Raw genomic sequence first — 18,720 nt, forward strand, 5'->3', positions numbered from 1 at the left:
ACACACTGGAGCCGAATGCAATGAATGCAAATAACACCCCGCCGCAAGCCGTATTCACGCCGGTCACGCGCCATGCCATTTTCATCGTCGCCACCCTGTCGCCCGTTCCCGCCCATCTGGCGGCGGTGCGCGCCTGGTGCGGCGATATCGCCGCCGTGGTACGTTCGGTCGGCAAACGCGCGCCGGCGGGCAATCTCACCTGCGTCTGCGGCTTCGGCTCCGAGGCCTGGGATACGCTGTTCGGCGCGCCGCGCCCTCGCCAACTGCATCCGTTCAGCCCGATCGGCAGCGGGGAGCGCGTTGCGGTCGCCACGCCTGGCGACATCCTGCTGCACATCCGCGCCGATGAAATGGATCTGTGTTTTGAACTGGCCTCTCAGTTGACCGCCAAGCTCGGCGACGCCGTGACGGTGATCGAGGAGGTGCACGGCTTCCGTTATTTCGATCAGCGCGCCATGATCGGCTTCGTCGACGGTACGGAGAACCCGGAGGGGCACGAAGCCTTCGACTACACGGTGATCGGCGACGAAGACGCGGCGTTCAGCGGCGGCAGCTATGTGCTGGTGCAGAAATACCTGCACGATATGCAGGGCTGGAATTCGCTCAGCGTGGAAACGCAGGAGAAGATCATCGGCCGCCATAAACAGTCCAACATCGAGCTGGATGAAGCGGTCAAACCGTCGTCGTCGCACAGTTCGTTGACCACCATCACCGACGAGCAAGGCAACGAGGTGAAAATTCTGCGCGACAACATGCCGTTCGGCCGCCCCGGCCTGCGCGAATTCGGCACCTACTTTATCGGCTATGCGCGCTCCCCGCAGCCGATCGAGCAGATGCTGGAAAACATGTTTATCGGCCGCCCGGCCGGCAACTACGATCGGCTGCTCGATTTTAGCCACGCGGTGACCGGCACCCTGTTCTTCGTGCCTTCCGCCCCGCTGCTGGAAGCGCTGGCCGATCGCAGCGGCGCCGAACTGCACTGATTGGATGAAATGCGGGGCCGCAGCGATTAGCCGTTGGTTATCCTATGGCCCTGCGCATCAATCACCGGCTCCCCGTCCTCTTTGCTGAAGGCGCCGCGCTGCGGATCCGGCAGAATCTCCAACACCACCTCCGACGGACGGCACAAACGCGTGCCGAGCGGGGTCACCACAATGGGGCGGTTGATCAGGATCGGCTGTTGCAGCATGAAATCGATCAGTTGATCATCGCGCCAGCCGGCTTCGTCCAGTTTCAGCTCGGCGTAAGGCTCGACGTTTTTGCGCAGCAACGCGCGCGGCGTCATGCCCATTTCGGCCAGCAACGCAATCAATCGTTCGCGGCTTGGCGGTGTTTCCAGATACAAAATCACCTCCGGCTCAACGCCGCTGTTACGGATCAACGCCAACGTATTGCGCGACGTACCGCAGGCCGGGTTATGGTAAATCTTGATGTCGCTCATGACGGTTTCTCCGGTCAGGGCAAAACGGACAGCCGCAATGCCAGCGCGGCCAGGGTGACAAACAAAATCGGTAACGTCATCACCAGCCCCACGCGGAAATAATAGCCCCAGGTAATGACGATGTTCTTTTGTGCCAACACATGCAGCCACAGTAACGTCGCCAGGCTGCCAATCGGGGTAATTTTGGGGCCGAGATCGCTGCCGATAACGTTAGCGTAAATCATCGCCTGTTTGATGACGCCTTCCGCACTGTTGCCGTCGATAGACAACGCCCCCACCAATACCGTCGGCATGTTATTCATGATGGAAGAGAGAAATGCGCTCAGGAAACCGGTGCCAAACGTCGCCGCCCACAGCCCCTGCCGTGCCAACGCGTCCAGCACACCGGAAAGCCAATCGGTCAAACCGGCGTTGCGCAGCCCGTAGATCACCAGATACATGCCCAGTGAGAAAATGACGATCTGCCAGGGCGCCCCGCGCAACACTTTACCGGTATCGATCGCTCGCCCACGTTTCGCCACCGCCAGCAAAACCAGGGCGCCGCAAGCGGCGACCAAACTGACGGGCACGCCGAGCGGCTCCAGGGCGAAAAACCCCATCAACAACAGCGCCAATACGGCCCAGCCGGTCCGAAACGTCGCGCGATCGTGAATCGCTTCCCGTGGCACTGGTAAACGCGTCAATGCGTAGCGCTGCGGAATATCCTTGCGGAAGAACAGATGCAACATCACCAGCGTCGCCGCGACGGCGGCAAGGTTGACCGGCACCATCACCGCCGCATACTCCGTAAAGCCCAGCCGGAAGAAATCCGCTGAAACGATATTTACCAGGTTAGACACCACCAACGGCAGGCTGGCAGTATCGGCGATAAAGCCCGCCGCCATGACGAAAGCCAGCACGGCAGCAGGACGAAAACCGAGCGCCGACAGCATGGCGATCACGATCGGCGTCAGAATCAACGCGGCGCCGTCGTTCGCGAACAGCGCCGCCACTACAGCCCCTAGCAGCAACATGTAGGTAAACAGCCATCGACCTTTGCCGTTGCCCCAACGTGCGACATGCAAGGCGGTCCAGGTGAAGAAGCCGCTTTCATCCAGCAGCAGGCTAATGATGATGACGGCGATGAAGGTCGCGGTCGCATTCCAGACTATCTGCCACACCACGGGAATATCACCGACGTGCACCACGCCGCTCACTAATGCCAATCCCGCCCCGATCGACGCACTCCAACCGATGCCCAGCCCTTTCGGTTGCCAAATCACCAAAATCAACGTCAGAATAAAGATTGTCCCTGCCACTATCATCGTCGCCTCGCTGCTTCTTTAAGTTTACATATGTGTTTTTTCGGATATGTTAGGGCAAATTTTTTATCGTTACGGGCAACCTTTCGCCGCGCGTTGCGCCAATTCCATCATCTGTTCTGATCGGCACTGATAAGCCTGCTCAATAATAGCCGCCGCCCAGGCCGGCATATGCGGCGACAGGCGATAATGTATCCACTTGCCATCGCGCCGATCGAGCAACAGCCCGCTTTCACGCAGCATCGCCAGATGTCTTGATATTTTTGGCTGCGGCAGCGCCAGTGCGCCAGACAGCTCGCACACGCACAGCTCGCCGGCGTGGCGCAGCACCAGCACCAGCGTCAGACGCGTCTCATCCGACAAGTTTTTAAACAGCTTCAGCGGCGTCAATGACGTCATGTCGCACTCCCGTTAACCTTTATCTGTTCCACAAATCGCTCGTGAAAATATCACCTTCATATTCGAAAAAGCAAATATAAAACGCAAGGCGTTATCCCCAGCCCAACAACTTATACTTATCTTACGCTGTTTTTATGGGAAGGAGGCGCCATGCCGCTCACATTCAAACCGTCGGAAAGACTCTCCATCGGCACCGAAATAGAGCTGCAGCTGGTCGATGACGAGCACTACGATCTTACGGATCGGGCTGACCGGGTGGTCAGCGCGGTCGGCGACCGCCGGCGCGTCAAACATGAGCTCACCAAGTCGATGGTGGAACTGAACAGCTCGGTGCACCGCGATCTCGATGCACTGCACGCCGAGCTGCGCGCCCTGACCGATACCGTCCGGCGTAGCGCACGGCGCCTGGGCTGTGACGTCTGCGGCGGCGGCCGCCACCTGAGCAACGACTGGCGCAAGCAGGTCATCAGCGACAACGCGCGCTACAGGCAGCTGGCCAGCCGCTTTGGCTATCTCTCCAAGCTGGCCTGCGTATTCGGCCAACACATCCACCTCGGCGTCAACGACGGAGACGAGGCGATGTACCTGTGCCATGCGCTGACGCCCTATTTTCCGCAGCTGATCGCGCTCAGCGCTTCGTCACCGCTGTACCAGGGCGTCGATACGCGCTTTGCCAGTTCCCGTTTCAGCGCACAGAATTCTTTCCCCAATTACGGCTGCCTGGAACACATCTACAGCTGGCGCGAATTCAACGCCTACTATGACCGGCTGCATGCCGCCGGCGTCATCGACAGCGTCAAGGATATTTACTGGGATGCGCGGCCGAAACCGGAGCTGGGCACGGTAGAGATCCGCATCTGCGATACGCCGCTGCGCCTCGCGCACGCCACGCTGCTGGTCGGCTACTGCCGTCTGCTGGCCGATTTTCTGTTGCAACACCGCACGCCGATCGCGCCGGAGTACGATGCCTTCACCAACTACAACAAGATCAACGCCTATCGCATCGGTTTCGCCGCCGAATACGTCGATCCCGCCACGCTGCGCCGCTACAGCCTGACCGCACATATCCTGCACACCCTCGACACGCTGAGCGGCTTCGCCGAGCGGCAGGAGGATCGGGCCGTGCTGCAGGCGGTCGAGCGCCATGTGCGCCGGGGCATCAGCGATTCGGAGCATATCCGCCAGATGTTGCACAACGGCCTGCCGCAAACCCAGGTCATCAAACGCCTGTGCGATGAGCTGTTGCAACCGGCAAGTTAAGTTTCGGCTATCGATTCCATACGCCAAAGCGGCTGTTCATTATGTGCTCTTTCGCTACAATCGTGAGCACTGACATTCACCGTATCGAGGACACTATGTACAATTTCTCCCGCTATCAGGCAAAAGAACTGGCGCTGGCTTACATGAGCGGCAAAAAGCACGATCTGTCGCCGCAGGAGTTTTTGCAGCAGCTGAAAAGCAGCGAAAGATCGTTTGAGCACCTGCTGAAACACGGCAGTGAAATGCCGCGTGACGTGCTGGTCAAAAGCTTCTGAACGGCCGGTCGCCGGTCTCTTTCCGTCTACGCCGCCGGTGGCGGGCCTGACAGGTCCGCGCATTCCCGGCCGTCTCTCTCCCTTTCTCTTCGCCCCCGACGTTTCGCCTCCACCGACCAAAACCCGGAAAATTCGCCTTTAGAGACGAATTATTGACATATTCGTATTCAGGTGCGAATTTATAGTCATCCCCCATCCACAACGGATCACGCCATGCCGACGCCAATCAGCGTAATCAGCGGCGATCTGGTCGATTCTCGCCGGTCAGACACCGTCAACTACCTCAACGGGCTGCACAGCCTGCTCGATCGGCTGCAGCACGACGGGCGGCTGCGCCAGGTGGAAATCTTTCGCGGCGATGCCTTCCAGGCGCAGGCCGCGCCGGAGGACGGGCTGTTGCTGGCGGTGTATATTCGCACTGCGCTGCGGGCGATGGGTGCCGCGCACTGGGATGCGCGCATCGCCGTCGGGCTGGGTAGCCAACGGCCCGACGCCGCCGGTTACGGCAGCGCCTTTATCAACTCCGGCAGCGCGCTGGACGCCATGACAAAAAATTGCCGCCTGGCTCTGAAAACCGACAACGATCGGACAAACGCCATTGTCAGCGATCTGCTGCCGATGTTAGATCATGTCATTGGCCGCTTGTCGCAGACCGAAGCGCGCATCGTCCAGGCGAGAATGTTCGCCGACAGCGGCGCGGCCGTAGCCGAGCAGCTGCAAAAAGCCGCTTCCACGGTCTCCGCCACGCTCAAACGCGCGGCCTATGAGGAGATCATGCGGTTTATTCACGCCATTAACAGGATCGTCTGACTATGGATCTGACCTATGCGCCTTTACTGGCCTGGCTGTTGATCGTCCATCTGCTGGCGGATTTTCCGCTGCAGCCGCTGAGTTGGGTGGAAGATAAAATCCAACATCGCGCGCGTTCGCGTTTTCTGCTGTTGCACGCGTTGCTGCATGGGGTGCTGGCCGCCTGGGTGGTGGCCGGTTTCGGCCTGCTGCACGGCGGACTGTCTTCACTGCAGGTGCTGGTCAGCCTGCTGGTTATCGCCGTCAGCCACTACCTGATCGATTTGCTGAAAGTCACCGCCATGATCCGCCTGAGCCCGGCCCGCAGCTTTCTGCTCGATCAGGGATTGCATCTGGCGGTGATCGCCTTGCTGTGGCTGGGGCTGACGCCGAATGCCGGTGAACTGCTCGCGGCGTTGGGACGGCAACTGGGGAGTTGGCAAACCGGCCTGGTGCTGGTGGCCTACAGCCTGATTTATCTGCCGATGAGCCTGCTGATTGGGCAACTGCTGGCGCGCTGGACGCCGCAAATGCCGCCTTCGGCCAAGGCCGACAACGATTCGCTGCTGCGCGCGGGCAAACAGATTGGCTATCTGGAAAGAACGCTGATCCTGACCTTTGTGCTGCTGGGGCAAATTCCGGCGATCGGCTTTTTGCTGGCGGCCAAATCGATTTTCCGTTTCGGCGATCTGCGACAAAGTGACGATAAGATGCGTACCGAGTATGTGCTGCTCGGCACGCTGTTTTCCTTCACGCTGACCATCATGCTCGGCCTGCTGGTCAACAAACTGCTGTAGCGATGCGGGGGCGAAGAATTTCGCCCCCGAAGTGAACGCCGAGGCGGTTTAGAGCCACTCGCCGAAGCGGCGGATATAGAAACGCTTCATCATCTGCGCAACCACGCAGTAGCTGACCAGCGTTGCGGCCAACCACGGGAAGTATTCCCACGGCAGCGGCTGCAGGCCAACCAGGGCGCCGAGCGGCGAGAACGGAATGTAGATGCCGAGCGCCATCACCAACCCGGTGGTCAGCAAGACCGGCAGCGCCGCGGTGCTCTGAATGAACGGGATTTTCTGGGTGCGCAGCATATGCACCACCAGCGTTTGCGACAGCAGCCCCTCAATGAACCAGCCGGACTGGAACAGCGCCTGGTGTTCCACGCTGTTGGCGGCGAACACATACCACATCAGCGCATACGTCGTGATATCGAAGATTGACGAGGTCGGCCCAATCCACAGCATAAAGCGCCCGATGTTTTTGGAGTCCCACTTGCGCGGTTTGCGCAGAAACTCTTTGTCCATCTTGTCCCACGGCAGCGACAGCTGAGAAATGTCGTACATCAGGTTCTGAATCAACAGGTGGATCGCCAGCATCGGCAGGAACGGGATGAAGGCGCTGGCCACCAGCACCGAGAACACGTTGCCGAAGTTGGAGCTGGCGGTCATGTTCAGGTACTTGATGATATTGCCGAAGGTCTCGCGCCCTTTGATTACCCCCTCTTCCAGCACCATCAGGTTCTTTTCCAACAGGATGATGTCCGCCGACTCCTTGGCGATATCGGTACCGGTGTCGACCGAGATGCCGACGTCGGCGTCGCGCAGCGCCGGCGCATCGTTGATGCCGTCGCCGAGGAAGCCGACGGTATGGCCGTTGGCCTGCAGCATTTTCAGCACCCGCGATTTTTGCAACGGCGTCAGCTTGGTGAAGACCGTGCGCTGTTCCACTTCGCGCGCCAGTTCTTCGTCATCCATCTGTTCAATCCGCAACCCGGAGAGCGGCTCGCCCGGCTCCAGCCCGACGTCGCGGCAAATCTTGCAGGTGATCACCGGGTTGTCGCCGGTCAGCACCTTCACCGTCACGCCATTTTCCTGCAGCGCGGCGATCGCCTGCTGAGCGCTCTCCTTCGGCGGATCGAGGAAGGTCAGCAGCCCTTGCACCACCATATCGCGTTCGTCGGCCACGCTCAGCGGTTCGGCCGGGCGCTGCGCATCCAGCTCGCGCGTCGCCAGCACCAGCACGCGGAAACCGTCTTCGTTATATTCTCGGGCCAGCGCCTGCAACGCCGCACGGCGCGCGTCGTCCAGCACCAGCGTCTGATCGCCTTCGCGCACGTGGGTGGCGATCTCCAGCATCTCCTCCACCGCGCCCTTACAGATCAGCTGCTGGCGGCCATTCTCATCCGCCACCACGATCGACAAACGGCGGCGCACGAAATCGAACGGCAGCTCATCCACCTTGCTGAAACGCCCCAGGGCTTCAATCCCCGGTTTACCGCGGCCAAAGCGGATCACCGCCTGATCCATCAGGTTCTTCATGCCGCTCTGATGGAAGCTGTTCAACCAGGCCAGGTGCAACACCTCGTTATCCCTGGCGCCCGTGACGTCGATGTGGTGCTCGAGAATGATGCGGTCCTGGGTCAGCGTGCCGGTCTTGTCGGTGCAAAGCACGTCCATGGCGCCAAAGTTCTGAATGGCGTTCAGACGCTTCACCACCACCTTGCGACGCGACATGGCGATCGCCCCTTTCGCCAGGTTGGAGCTGACGATCATCGGCAGCATTTCCGGCGTCAGGCCGACCGCCACCGCCAGCGCGAACAGCGCCGCTTCGCTCCAGTCGCCTTTGGTGAAGCCGTTGATCAGCAACACCACCGGCACCATCACCAGCATGAAGCGAATCAACAGCCAGCTGACGCTGTTCACCCCGCGATCGAACGCAGTCTGCGCCCGTGTCCCGACGATCGACTTGGCCAACGAGCCGAAGTAGGTGCGCCCGCCGGTCGCCACCACCACCGCCGTAGCGGTACCGCTGGCGACGTTGGTGCCCATCAGACAGATGTTGGAGAGCTCAAGCAGCGCGTTCTCGCTGGACACTTCCCCTTCGCTCGACTTCTGCGCCACGTTGCCCATCGCATCGTATTTCTCGATAGGGATCGCCTCGCCGGTCAAAATCGCCTGGCTGATGAACAGATCGCGCGAGGCGATAAGACGCACGTCGGCCGGCACCATGTCACCGGCGGAGAGCTGGATGATATCCCCCGGCACCAGTTCGCGGATGGGCACTTCCAGCGTCAGCGGATGCGCGCTGTAGCTGCTGCGGCGCAGCACCGTGGCGGTAGTGCGCACCATCGATTTCAGCGCTTCCGCCGCTTTGTTGGTGCGGTATTCCTGCCAGAAACGCAGCAGCCCGCTCAGCGTGACCATGGTCAGGATGATAATGACGCCGGTGAGTTCAGTTTCTTCACCGTTCTGGAGCGGCAGCCAATAATCGGTAAAGAAACTGATCGCAGCCAGCACCATCAGCACGAAGATAAACGGGTTGTTGAAGGCCTTGATCAGCTGGATCAGGGCATGCGGCGCCTTGTCATGGGCGACCTGGTTGGCGCCGAACTGCTCCAGCCGCTCATCGGCGTCGTCCTGGGTCAAGCCGTTGCGGTTGCACTTCAGGTTCGCCAGCGTTTGAGCGATGCTGTTGGTGGCCTCTTGCGCAATGGCGTAGGTCACCGCGTCTTTATCACGGCGACGCGTTCTTTCATTAATCTGAGTCATAACGCTATTCTCTTATTTTAGTTCTGCGCACAGCGAAGCCCCGCCCGATAAACAGGTGACTATGCGCAGCTTGGAATTTTTTATTAGCGTGACTAAATGGCGGAATTACCCTGTCAGCCACGCTGGAATCATTTTCCTTCCGGGGTCATCGTCCATAACGCCTCCTTAATGTTCAGCGTTATTCAAGGCGTGCATGAATAAACCTGAACATATAATCAAGTTAATCAATATTTATATCATTAATCAGACCGGTAATTCGGACGCGACGCGCCAGCGAACGGCGCTCACGCTTTTTTCCAGACTGACGCGGCAGACAATACCTTCGATTTCTTTTTGCGCGGCCGGCGTAGCGGTAATTTCCGCGCACACTTCCAACTGCCCCGGGCTCGAAATATCGGCGCTGCGCAAGGATTGCAGCCGCAAGGCGACGCCGTTCAGCGCCTGCAGGATCAGGGTGCGCACCAGAATTTCGTCCTGCTCGCCGCAGGTCACCTGAATGCGATAGCACAGTTCCAGATCGGTCGCCTGCTGATGCGGCTGCAGATTGATGCGCTGCGCGGCTTCGCGCAGCAGGATATTGGCGCACAGGATCACCAGCGTAGCGACCACCGCATCCCAATGCTGGCCCAGGCCGCACAGTACGCCGATCCCCGCCGAACACCACAGCGTGGCGGCGGTATTGAGGCCGCGAATATTAAGCCCTTCACGCATGATCACGCCGGCGCCGAGGAAGCCGATACCGGATACGATCTGCGCCGCCACGCGGCCGGCGCTGGCCGGATCGGTGGACATGGAGCTGAGAATAAAGACCGCCGCGCCGGTCGCCACCAGCGCATTGGTGCGCAGGCCGGCCATGCGTTGGCGCCACTGGCGTTCGGCGCCAATGACCGCGCCCAGGCACATCGCCAGCAATAAATTCAAAACGAAAGGAGTCATAGCCATGACTGTCCCCTTAATTAACCGCAGGAGATAAAATCATGTGCTGTTTAGCACACGCGAAATCGCGCTGAAAATAAATCAGCGAATCAGCGTGCTGTGCCTGGAGGGAAAAGGCTGTGGCTGCAGAATACCATAATAACGTCCAACTCAATTCACCTGAAACCGTCAGGCATCAGGAAACGTTTCTTATTCGGGTATGCACAGCTCAGAAATAACTGGAGAGGGGTGCTGCCCGCCGATGACGGCAAGCAACAAATCAGAAGAGAATTGGTCAGCTTGCCTTATTTGTTTTATTACAACTACAACTGTCCAATTGGGTTTCTCCACTGAAATTTTGGCTGAGTATAGTGACGTCGGGTAATGAAGTAAAGGCTAATTTATTAAACGAAAAATAAACTGGAATACGGCGATTATATTTCGATGTCACAAATAAAAGATGGCGACATTGGGCGACAGTGCGCTTATCGGTAAACTGCCCTCTTTCATCTTCCAAGGACGCCCCTGATGAAACAACGATTTTCCCCGCTCGCGCTGGCGCTGGCGCTGCTCATCAGTTTTCCCGCCGATGCCTTACTGCTGCAACAAGGCGACGTGCAGTTTGAACTCGACCCTGCCACGCTGCATATCGCCGCAGGCTCGGTGCCGATCAATCTGGCGCAGCCTGCGCAACAGGTAGCGGATCTTACCGCAACGCCACAACGCGCCAACTGGCGATGGCCGCAACGCGCAATCAACGTCAGCGCCCATCTGGAAGGCGGCGATCTGCGCCTGAGCTTCAGCAGCGACCGGCCGCAAACCCTGAACTGGTATCGTATGCCGCAGGGGGAAACGCTGCTGTTGCCGATCGGCGAAGGCAGCCGCATCCCGCTGGACAACGCGGTCTGGCGTCATTACCTGACGACGGAAATGACGCCGCTGGATACCAACTGGGATCTGAAACTGCCGCTGTGGAGCCTGCAACACCAGGGTAAGGTCTACAGCTGGCTGATGTTGACGCCGTTCAGTAACCAGATAGCCTTCGCCACCGCGCAGGAAAAGCTGGCGATGCGCGCCAGCCACCAATTCAATCGCTTCAATCAACAACAGGCATTCGAGGTGCTGCTGCACGTCGGCGACGCCCCGCTGTCCGGCGCCCGCCGTTACCGCGACTATCTGCAACAAAACGGCCGGTTCAGCAGCATGCGCGAGAAGATCAAGCAGGCGCCCGAAGGCGAAAAGCTGATCGGCGCTACCCATATCTATCTGTGGGGCGACCAATTGCTGGCGGCGGAAGATGTCAAGGATTGGCCGGGATTACTGCACTACTTCGCCTCTCCCGCCGCCGAAGCGCTGCGGCAGAAGATGGACGCCGAGAGCAGAAGCTTGCTGCTGCGGCTGGCGGGAAAAACGCCGGAGGGCTGGCAACAACAGCCCCTGATCGACGGCATCAACCGGGCGTTGACGGCGCAGTTCGCGCTTGGCGCGACGCCGGATGACGCCGACTTTCTGCAGGCGCAGCAGCGCCAGGCCGCCGCAGTGCGGGCGCTGGCGCAACGGGAGCTGGGACGCTGGTTAACCCCAGCGGACGGTTGGGGGCAAGGGTTGGCCAAACCGGTGATCGACGCGCTGCGCCAGGCCGGTTTGCCGCGCCTGTGGTTAGGCACCGATAACTGGACCGCCGCCTTCCTGCACCCGCAAGCGGTAGCCGCCGCCAAAGCGGCCGGTTATCTGATCGCCAGCTACGACTCCTACGATACCGCCATCGCGCGCGGCGTCAACGACAGCTGGCTCACCGCGCAGTTGCCGACGACGCTGCGGGAATCCTGCGCCATCGTGCGCGCAGACGGCAGCAGGAAACCCGGCTTCGGTAAACAGGGTTATTACCTCAATCCAGGCTGTGTCCTGCCCTATTCTCAACAGCGCATGCGCGAACTGGTGCAATTGGCCGGGTTGAACAGCCTGTTTCTCGATGTGGACGGCACCGGCATGGTGTCCGACGACTATCAGCCCGACCACCCAACCGGCGCGGCGCAGATGGCCGAAGCCCGCAACGCCCGGCTCGCCTGGTTCAGCGCCACCCTTAAGTTGCCGCTGGGCTCAGAGGATGGCAACGCAGTGACCGCGCGCAGCCTGATGTTCGCCCACGGCATGGAAACCTGGGGATTCGGCTGGGGAGATAAACAGATGAATCAGGATAAATCCTCGCCCTATTATCTCGGCGCTTGGTGGCCCAACGCCCAACCGGCGTTTTTCTTCCGCCCCGCCAAAGTGAAACAGCCCTACCGTACCGTCGAATTCGATCCGCGTTACCGCCTGCCGCTGTACCAGGCCGTTTTCCACGATGCTATCGTCAGCAGCCACCACTGGAATTACGACAATCTGAAATTCAGCGACGTTCAGACCACCCGCAGCCTGCTCAGCCAGCTGTACAACACCGCGCCGATGTTCCACCTGAGCCGCACCACTCTGGCGGCGCGCTTACCGGCGATAAAACGCGCCGACGCCGCCTTCCGGCCGCTGCATCAGGCCTTGTGGGACAAAGCGCTAACCGACTTTCGCTGGCTCGATCGGGACGGCTGGGTGCAACAGGCGACGTTCAGTGACGGATCGACCCTGACCGCCAATTTCAGCGCGCAGCCTTTCGGCGGCGTGGCGCCCCACAGCGTACGCGCCAAACTGGCCGACGGCCGCACTCTCGACGTCGCACCTTAGCAAGGCCGCCGACAGTGGGCTACGCTAGGCTATATTTCCGTTTACCCACAAGGAGCGGCCGATGACGCCCCTGATCCACACTCTGCTCGACGAGATTTGGCAAAGCCTCGGGCAATGCCCCGCCCCCGCCGATCGCCTCACCGTAAGCGGCACCGGCGCATTGCCTTCGGCTTTTCCCGTGACCGAATTGGCCACCGCCGCCTGGAGCGCCGCAGGTTTAGCCTGCGCCGAGCTGCTGCGGCGCGAGGGCGCCGCCGCGCAGCAGGTTTGGGTCGATCAACGCCTGGCCTCGCTTTGGTTCGGCTGGACGCTGCGCCCGCTGGGTTGGACGCTGCCCGCCGCCTGGGACGCGCTGGCCGGCGACTACGCCACGGCGGACGGCTGGATACGCCTGCATACCAATGCGCCACACCATCGGCGAGCGGTGGAACAGGTGCTGGGCCCGGCATCGAAGAAAGGCGCGCTGGCGGAACGTGTGCTGGCCTGGAAAAAAAGCGAGCTGGAGGAAGCGGTGATCGCGGCCGGCGGCTGCGCAGCGCAAATGCGTTCGGCGGCCGCGTGGCGACAACATATTCAGGGTAAAAGCGTGGCGCTCGAACCGCTGATCCACACCGCATTGCAGCCGGAAGCGCCATCGCCCGGCTGGACGCTGCCCGTCGCCCGGCCGCTGCACGGCGTGCGGGTACTGGACCTGACGCGCATTCTCGCCGGGCCGATCGCCACGCGTTTTCTCGCCGGCTTGGGCGCCGACGTGCTGCGTATCGACCCTTACGGGTGGGATGAGCCCGGGGTCGAACACGAAGTGATGTTGGGCAAGCGCAGCGCGCGCCTCAATCTGACCAATGCGCGCGATCGCCATACGTTTGAGCACCTGCTGAGAAACGCCCACGTGATCGTGCACGGCTACCGCGCCGGCGCGCTGGAGAAACTGGGCTATGGCGCGGAGGAAAGGCACGCGCTGGCGCCGGGCCTGATCGACGTCTGCCTGAATGCCTACGGCTGGAGCGGGCCGTGGCGCACCCGGCGCGGTTTCGACAGTCTGGTGCAGATGAGCTGCGGGCTGGCGGAGGCGGGCATGGTTTGGCGCAGCGCCAGTTTGCCGGTGCCGCTGCCGGTACAGGCGCTGGATCACGCCACCGGCTATTTGATGGCGGCGGCGGTGCTGACCGGTATGACGCAGCGCCTGTACCGCGGCACCGGCTATCGCGCGCGCTTGTCGCTGGCGCGGACGGCGCAGCTGCTGCTGGCGCATCCCTACCCGACGCATTATCGGCCGGAACCGCTGACACCGGCCGGAAGCGCCGACGAGAACCCTGAAACGGAACTGACTTACTGGGGGGCCGCGCAACGCCTGCGCGCGCCGTTGAGTCTGCAGGGCACGGCGCTGCAATGGGCGCTGCCGGCGACCACGCTCGGCACCTCGCAACCGGAATGGCTACGCCGCTAAATCGCCGCCAACTGCTGCTGAAGCCACTGCAGCAAGCGGGTGACCGCCGGCGTCAACCCGGCGGTCTGCGGCCATGCCAGATAAACGTCGTCATCGCTCAGGCGACAGGGCGCGGCCAAGGCCACCAGCCTCCCCGCGTCGAGGGCATCCTGCACCAGCAGCTTTTTCGCCAACGCAATGCCAAATCCTTGCTCCGCCGCGCGAATCAATAATCCGGCATCGTTGAACAACGCCTGTTGCCGCCCGCATAACGGGCGCCCCTGCGCGTTGAACCAGTCGCGCCAGGGACTGACGTCGTGCTCGAGCAACGGAATATCGCCACCGTTCTCGAAAGCCGCCCCCCATTCTCGCGCCATATCCGGCGAAGCGACAGGCAACACGTCCCCCGAGGCGATGCGCTGCGCCTGCAGCCCCGCCCATTGACCGCTGCCGATGCGGATCGCCGCATCGAACCCCCGCTGCGACAGATCCTGCAGCGCCAGCGACGCATCGATATCCAGCGCAATATCGGCACAGGCCGCATGAAAAGCAGGCAGGCGCGGCAACAGCCAATAATGGGCAAAAGACGGCAACACGCTGATGCGCAGCGTCTGGCTTGCCGCCGCACGCCGGGCGCGGGCGACGCCCTGCTGCAGCGCCTGCAGCGCCGGCTCTACCGCCGCCAGCAACTCTCGCCCGGCGGCATTCAGGCGCACGCCGCGCCCGCGCCGTTCAAACAGCGGATAGCCGACCGCCTGCTCCAGCAGCTGAATTTGCTGGCTGACCGCGCCGTGCGTCAAATGCACCTGTTGCGCCGCAGCGCGCAAATTTTCCAACCTGGCGGCGATCGCAAAGGTCGGCAAGACATGCAAGGGAATGCGTACACTCATCATTGGTTAACCAGGCTATCCAAAAAGGTTATTTTTCATCGATTTTGACCGGCAGGCAAATGTTCTATGTTTACCCCATCATCCCTGACGCTTTCGGAGCCGCCATGCATCCACGTTTACAACAGGACCTCGCACAGTTTCCGCAGATCCTCGATCACACCCGCCAACTGGCGGAAGATTTCCTGGCTGGGCTGCAGCAACGCTCGGTCTGCCCACCGCTCGAGCATCAGCAGCTGCAACCGGGCGACGATCGGCTCGACGAAAACGGCGAAGGCGCCCTGGCAGCGCTGGAGCGCTTTTGGCAACGTTATCAGGCCGGCATTTCCGCCAGCGCCGGCCCGCGTTATTTCGGCTTCGTCACCGGCGGCGGCACCCCGGCGGCGGTCGCAGCGGACTGGCTGGTTAGCGTGACAGACCAAAATAGCCTGCTCAGCCATGATACCATCGCAGCCACGATCGAGCTGGCGGCCGTGACGCAATTGAAATCCCTGCTGGGCCTGCCGGAAACGTTCAGCGGCAGCCTAGTCAGCGGCGCGACCATGGCCAATTTCACCGGGCTGGCCATTGGTCGGCAGTGGCTGGGGCAACAGCGCGGCGTGGATATCGCCCAACAAGGCCTGGCGGCGCTGGGCCCGATCCGGGTTCTGGGAGCCAATCCGCATTCCAGCAGCGTGAAGGCGCTCAGCATGCTCGGTATCGGCCGCGAGGCGTTGACGATCGTCGCCAGCCTGCCGGAGTCTGAAGCCATGGATATGGCGGCGTTGGAGCGGCAGCTCGCCGCTGGCGCTGGCGCTGGCGCTGGCGCTGGCGCTGGCCAGCCAACGTTGGTACTGGCCAGTGCCGGCACGGTCAATACCGTCGCTTTCGACGATCTGCCGCAACTGCTGGCGCTGCGAGAGCGTTATCCATTTTGGCTGCATGTCGATGCGGCATTCGGCGGCGTGGCGGCCTGCTCACCGCTCTACGCCCCAAGGCTCGAGGGCTGGCAGCATGCCGATTCCATCACCGTCGATGCGCACAAATGGCTGAACGTGCCTTATGACAGCGCGATCCAATTTACCCGCCATCTGGATCTGCAGATGCAGGTCTTTCAGAACCATTCGGCCTACCTGGAAGCACCGACGCTGCGGCCAGACAACTATCTGCATCTGACGCCGGAAAATTCGCGCCGCTTCCGCGCCCTGCCGCTTTGGCTGACGCTGAAAGCCTATGGCCGCAGCGGCATACGAGATATCGTCGAGCGCAATGTCGAACTGGCGCAGGCGCTGGGAGCGGCGTTAGCGGCCGAGGACGGTTTCCATCTGTTGGCGCCCGTGAATATGAACGTGGTGTGCTTTGCCCTCAGTCATCCACAGGGCGACAGCGAAGCGGCGCGCGATCGCTTTCTCGAACGCCTTAGCCGGCATGGGGTGGCGCGTTGCACCCCTACGCGTTATAACGGCCAGCCGGGGATCCGCGCCGCGCTGGTCAACTGGATGACGGAGGAACAGGACATTCGCCTGACGCTGGACTCGCTGCGCCATTGCCTGGCGGAGACGGCCTAAACGCCTGGCGCGTCACCCGGGCTGGAAGGCCTGCAAACGCCGTTCTTGCCGCCCGTCGTCGCCGATGTTATCCGGCGACAGCCAGGCGGCAAACGCCGAGCGCAGCGCCGGCCATTCTCCATCGATGATCGACAGCCAGTCGGTGTCGCGCGTGCGTCCTTTGACGACGACCGCCTGACGGAACGTGCCTTCATAGCGAAAGCCAAAACGCTCGGCGGCCTGACGCGAAGGCAGATTGAGGCTATCGCATTTCCATTCGCAGCGCCGGTAACCCAGATCGTCAAACAAATGGCGCAGCATCAGGAAAATGGCCTCGCTGCCGAGCGCACTGCGCTTCATCAGCGGGGACCAGTTGATGGTGCCCAGTTCAGCCGCACCGTTGGCGGGATCGATGCGCAAAAAAGCGCAGGTTCCTACCGCGCGCCCGTTCGCCTGATCGATCACCACCATCGTGCGCCTGTCGGCGCTGGACGCCAGGGCCTGCAGGTAATGCTGAAAATCCTCGCGCGTCTGCGGCCGCGCCCAAAACAGATAGGTCCAGTCGCGGTCGTCCTCGGCGGTTTGATAAGCCTGATAAAGCTCGTCGCCCCAACGTTCGAGGTTCAGCGGTTCCAGGCGGCAAAACCGCCCTGACAGTAACGCTTGCCCGGGCATGCCTGCCGGCTGCCAATGAGGGAGGGCATCGCCTATCGGCTGCCCATATTGATTTTGTCTCACCGCGACATCCTGTTTTTGAAAGGTGCAAGAGCAAATTAAAACCGGCGCGTGTCAGAAACAACTCCGACCTGCCGCCGCCCCTGCCGACCGGCTGGCAAGACGATAGTTTAGAAAAATCACTCAATCACCGATAAGCATTCACACAAATGATTTCATATGAAATAAATATCCACATAACCTATTGTAAAATGGTGATTTATGGCAACAATTAAGCTACACATTCCAGCAATAATGTTAACTTTTGTTTGTTGTTATGATAAAAACAGAAGCGCTTATCATTAGCGAAAGGTGCCAAGACAATCATAAGTCAATGATTTTTATGATTAAAAATAGAATAACCCAGGAGTGAGTGCTTTTTGAGCACTTAAAAAGCACGCTAAAAGACTTCAAAAAAAAGACACATGAATTTTTTTTAAGACTTTTCCTAGCAAACTAAAATTTTGTTTCGTGACATGATGAACAGATTATCAGCAGACAATGCCGGCAGGCGCAGGCGCCAAGCGCGAATCAGCCCCATCATGCCGACGCCGGGCGAGTAGCGGATCGCTCTGACTTAAGCCAAACTTATAGATTCATGCGATTAATAAGTTTAGTATGAAAATATCATTGAGTGCCGTCGTGTTTATTGATAGAACACTCGCTACACTGAATTATTGTTCCATTTTGCCTTTCGGCTTTTTAGGCTTTTTCTCATATTACCGCAGTAAAACGGATTTAAGTGGGGGTGCGATATGCCAACGATTATCATGGATTCATGTAGCTATACCAGACTGGGGTTAACCGACTATCTGACTTCGCATGGCGTGAAGAAGCGCCATATTAATGCCATCGAGGACATTGACAGCCTGCATGAAAAATGCAGTAAGTTGAATCCTAGCCTGGTGTTTATTAACGAGGACTGCTTCATCCATGAAGCAAACGCCACGGAGCGAATAAAACGGGTGATTTCACTGCACCCGGATACGTTATTCTTCATCTTCATGGCTATTACCAATGTACATTTCGACGATTATTTATATGTTCGCAAGAACGTCATCATATCGTCAAAATCCATCAAACCAGAGACTATGAATCAGCTACTTAGTCATTATCTCGAGAAAAAATCCCTACGGGTGGAGAAATCTTCTCTGGATCAAACGCCGGTCACGCTGAGCCAAACTGAATCGAACATGTTACGCATGTGGATGTCCGGGCAAGGCACCATCCAGATATCAGACCAGATGCAAATAAAGGCCAAAACGGTCTCTTCCCACAAGGGAAACATCAAGCGGAAAATAAAAACGCACAACAAGCAGATCATTTACCACGTTGTCCGTTTGACCGACACATTGACTAGTGGAATATTCGTCAATAGCCGCTGAACCGTAGAGAACGCCCCCACTTTGTTTACCCATCGTTAAATATCCGGTGATAACGTAATCCGGTTCTCAAACGCTGGGATAACCAAAAGAATACCTGCTGCGTTATCCCCCGCTGGCGCAACGGGTATTTTTATGTCGTCGA

General features: G+C 59.8%; 16 protein-coding genes. 9 read left to right on the forward strand and 7 right to left on the reverse strand.

Annotated features, from left to right (window positions below; translation table 11 throughout):
* The first annotated feature begins 20 nt into the window (after positions 1–20).
* The gene (locus ACSBQV_RS10755; protein WP_033643584.1) at positions 21–983 is read left to right on the forward strand and encodes a Dyp-type peroxidase; all 963 of its coding nucleotides are present in this window, start codon (positions 21–23) and stop codon (positions 981–983) included.
* A gap of 26 nt (positions 984–1,009) precedes the next feature.
* Here the strand turns inward: ACSBQV_RS10755 and arsC are convergent, their stop codons facing one another.
* The 3 genes from arsC to ACSBQV_RS10770 form a co-directional block, all read right to left on the reverse strand.
* Positions 1,010–1,441, reverse strand: coding sequence for a glutaredoxin-dependent arsenate reductase (arsC, locus tag ACSBQV_RS10760; RefSeq protein ID WP_047574689.1), 432 nt, complete (start codon positions 1,439–1,441; stop codon positions 1,010–1,012).
* Positions 1,442–1,455: 14 nt separating this feature from the next.
* Positions 1,456–2,745, reverse strand: a complete 1,290-nt coding sequence (locus ACSBQV_RS10765; protein WP_099786144.1) for an arsenic transporter — start codon at positions 2,743–2,745, stop codon at positions 1,456–1,458.
* 69 nt (positions 2,746–2,814) lie between these two features.
* Positions 2,815–3,141 carry a metalloregulator ArsR/SmtB family transcription factor gene (locus ACSBQV_RS10770; RefSeq protein ID WP_033650826.1) on the reverse strand — a complete coding sequence of 109 codons (327 nt, stop codon included), beginning with the start codon at positions 3,139–3,141 and terminating at the stop codon, positions 2,815–2,817.
* 150 nt (positions 3,142–3,291) lie between these two features.
* On the opposite strand from ACSBQV_RS10770, the gene ACSBQV_RS10775 reads away from it, so the two are divergent.
* The 4 genes from ACSBQV_RS10775 (at position 3,292) to ACSBQV_RS10790 (ending at position 6,262) form a co-directional block, all read left to right on the forward strand.
* Positions 3,292–4,401, forward strand: a complete 1,110-nt coding sequence (locus tag ACSBQV_RS10775) for a YbdK family carboxylate-amine ligase (RefSeq protein WP_099786146.1) — start codon at positions 3,292–3,294, stop codon at positions 4,399–4,401.
* A 95-nt stretch (positions 4,402–4,496) separates the two neighbouring features.
* Positions 4,497–4,676, forward strand: coding sequence for a hypothetical protein (locus ACSBQV_RS10780; RefSeq protein ID WP_004935085.1), 180 nt, complete (start codon positions 4,497–4,499; stop codon positions 4,674–4,676).
* 213 nt (positions 4,677–4,889) lie between these two features.
* A complete protein-coding gene (locus ACSBQV_RS10785) occupies positions 4,890–5,486 on the forward strand; it encodes a hypothetical protein (RefSeq protein ID WP_094142847.1) in 597 nt (198 codons plus the stop codon).
* Positions 5,487–5,488: 2 nt separating this feature from the next.
* On the forward strand, positions 5,489–6,262 hold the full coding sequence (locus ACSBQV_RS10790; protein WP_033650823.1) for a DUF3307 domain-containing protein: 774 nt from the start codon (positions 5,489–5,491) through the stop codon (positions 6,260–6,262).
* A gap of 48 nt (positions 6,263–6,310) precedes the next feature.
* Here ACSBQV_RS10790 and mgtA read toward each other — a convergent pair whose 3' ends face one another.
* Entirely contained in the window at positions 6,311–9,010 is a 2,700-nt protein-coding gene (gene mgtA, locus ACSBQV_RS10795; protein WP_099786148.1) for a magnesium-translocating P-type ATPase, read from the reverse strand.
* 243 nt (positions 9,011–9,253) lie between these two features.
* Complete coding sequence (locus tag ACSBQV_RS10800) at positions 9,254–9,952, reverse strand: MgtC family protein (protein WP_025303346.1); 699 nt, start codon at positions 9,950–9,952, stop codon at positions 9,254–9,256.
* A gap of 501 nt (positions 9,953–10,453) precedes the next feature.
* Here ACSBQV_RS10800 and ACSBQV_RS10805 point away from each other — a divergent pair.
* Positions 10,454–12,640 (forward strand): glycoside hydrolase, encoded by a 2,187-nt coding sequence (locus ACSBQV_RS10805; protein WP_099786150.1) that lies wholly within the window; start codon positions 10,454–10,456, stop codon positions 12,638–12,640.
* A 61-nt stretch (positions 12,641–12,701) separates the two neighbouring features.
* Complete coding sequence (locus ACSBQV_RS10810) at positions 12,702–14,087, forward strand: CoA transferase (protein ID WP_099786152.1); 1,386 nt, start codon at positions 12,702–12,704, stop codon at positions 14,085–14,087.
* Here ACSBQV_RS10810 and ACSBQV_RS10815 read toward each other — a convergent pair.
* Positions 14,084–14,959 (reverse strand): LysR substrate-binding domain-containing protein, encoded by an 876-nt coding sequence (locus tag ACSBQV_RS10815; RefSeq protein ID WP_099786154.1) that lies wholly within the window; start codon positions 14,957–14,959, stop codon positions 14,084–14,086. The genes ACSBQV_RS10810 and ACSBQV_RS10815 overlap by 4 nt on opposite strands.
* Before the next feature lie 101 nt (positions 14,960–15,060).
* Here ACSBQV_RS10815 and ACSBQV_RS10820 point away from each other — a divergent pair, with 101 nt between their 5' ends.
* Positions 15,061–16,500 carry a pyridoxal phosphate-dependent decarboxylase family protein gene (locus tag ACSBQV_RS10820; RefSeq protein WP_434991443.1) on the forward strand — a complete coding sequence of 480 codons (1,440 nt, stop codon included), beginning with the start codon at positions 15,061–15,063 and terminating at the stop codon, positions 16,498–16,500.
* Between the two features lie 12 nt (positions 16,501–16,512).
* Here ACSBQV_RS10820 and ACSBQV_RS10825 read toward each other — a convergent pair whose 3' ends face one another.
* Positions 16,513–17,154 carry a GNAT family N-acetyltransferase gene (locus tag ACSBQV_RS10825; protein WP_033643593.1) on the reverse strand — a complete coding sequence of 214 codons (642 nt, stop codon included), beginning with the start codon at positions 17,152–17,154 and terminating at the stop codon, positions 16,513–16,515.
* A gap of 794 nt (positions 17,155–17,948) precedes the next feature.
* Between ACSBQV_RS10825 and rcsA the strand changes: the two genes are divergently transcribed.
* Positions 17,949–18,578 (forward strand): transcriptional regulator RcsA, encoded by a 630-nt coding sequence (rcsA, locus tag ACSBQV_RS10830; protein WP_019453510.1) that lies wholly within the window; start codon positions 17,949–17,951, stop codon positions 18,576–18,578.
* The last annotated feature ends 142 nt before the right edge of the window (positions 18,579–18,720 follow it).

Origin of the sequence: Serratia sp. B501 (assembly GCF_051172315.1) — a bacterium.
In the GTDB taxonomy this organism is placed as follows: Bacteria; Pseudomonadota; Gammaproteobacteria; order Enterobacterales; family Enterobacteriaceae; genus Serratia; species Serratia ureilytica.

What these genes read in the sequence shown, in the direction of transcription:
- mgtA (WP_099786148.1), bottom strand. Translation starts at nt 9,010, where the DNA reads ATGACTCAGATTAATGAAAGAACGCGTCGCCGTGATAAAGACGCGGTG.
- arsC (WP_047574689.1), bottom strand. Translation starts at nt 1,441, where the DNA reads ATGAGCGACATCAAGATTTACCATAACCCGGCCTGCGGTACGTCGCGC.
- ACSBQV_RS10770 (WP_033650826.1), bottom strand. Translation starts at nt 3,141, where the DNA reads ATGACGTCATTGACGCCGCTGAAGCTGTTTAAAAACTTGTCGGATGAG.
- ACSBQV_RS10810 (WP_099786152.1), top strand. Translation starts at nt 12,702, where the DNA reads ATGACGCCCCTGATCCACACTCTGCTCGACGAGATTTGGCAAAGCCTC.
- ACSBQV_RS10815 (WP_099786154.1), bottom strand. Translation starts at nt 14,959, where the DNA reads ATGATGAGTGTACGCATTCCCTTGCATGTCTTGCCGACCTTTGCGATC.
- ACSBQV_RS10780 (WP_004935085.1), top strand. Translation starts at nt 4,497, where the DNA reads ATGTACAATTTCTCCCGCTATCAGGCAAAAGAACTGGCGCTGGCTTAC.
- ACSBQV_RS10800 (WP_025303346.1), bottom strand. Translation starts at nt 9,952, where the DNA reads ATGGCTATGACTCCTTTCGTTTTGAATTTATTGCTGGCGATGTGCCTG.
- ACSBQV_RS10765 (WP_099786144.1), bottom strand. Translation starts at nt 2,745, where the DNA reads ATGATAGTGGCAGGGACAATCTTTATTCTGACGTTGATTTTGGTGATT.
- ACSBQV_RS10785 (WP_094142847.1), top strand. Translation starts at nt 4,890, where the DNA reads ATGCCGACGCCAATCAGCGTAATCAGCGGCGATCTGGTCGATTCTCGC.
- ACSBQV_RS10755 (WP_033643584.1), top strand. Translation starts at nt 21, where the DNA reads ATGAATGCAAATAACACCCCGCCGCAAGCCGTATTCACGCCGGTCACG.
- ACSBQV_RS10820 (WP_434991443.1), top strand. Translation starts at nt 15,061, where the DNA reads ATGCATCCACGTTTACAACAGGACCTCGCACAGTTTCCGCAGATCCTC.
- rcsA (WP_019453510.1), top strand. Translation starts at nt 17,949, where the DNA reads ATGCCAACGATTATCATGGATTCATGTAGCTATACCAGACTGGGGTTA.
- ACSBQV_RS10790 (WP_033650823.1), top strand. Translation starts at nt 5,489, where the DNA reads ATGGATCTGACCTATGCGCCTTTACTGGCCTGGCTGTTGATCGTCCAT.
- ACSBQV_RS10825 (WP_033643593.1), bottom strand. Translation starts at nt 17,154, where the DNA reads ATGCCCGGGCAAGCGTTACTGTCAGGGCGGTTTTGCCGCCTGGAACCG.
- ACSBQV_RS10805 (WP_099786150.1), top strand. Translation starts at nt 10,454, where the DNA reads ATGAAACAACGATTTTCCCCGCTCGCGCTGGCGCTGGCGCTGCTCATC.
- ACSBQV_RS10775 (WP_099786146.1), top strand. Translation starts at nt 3,292, where the DNA reads ATGCCGCTCACATTCAAACCGTCGGAAAGACTCTCCATCGGCACCGAA.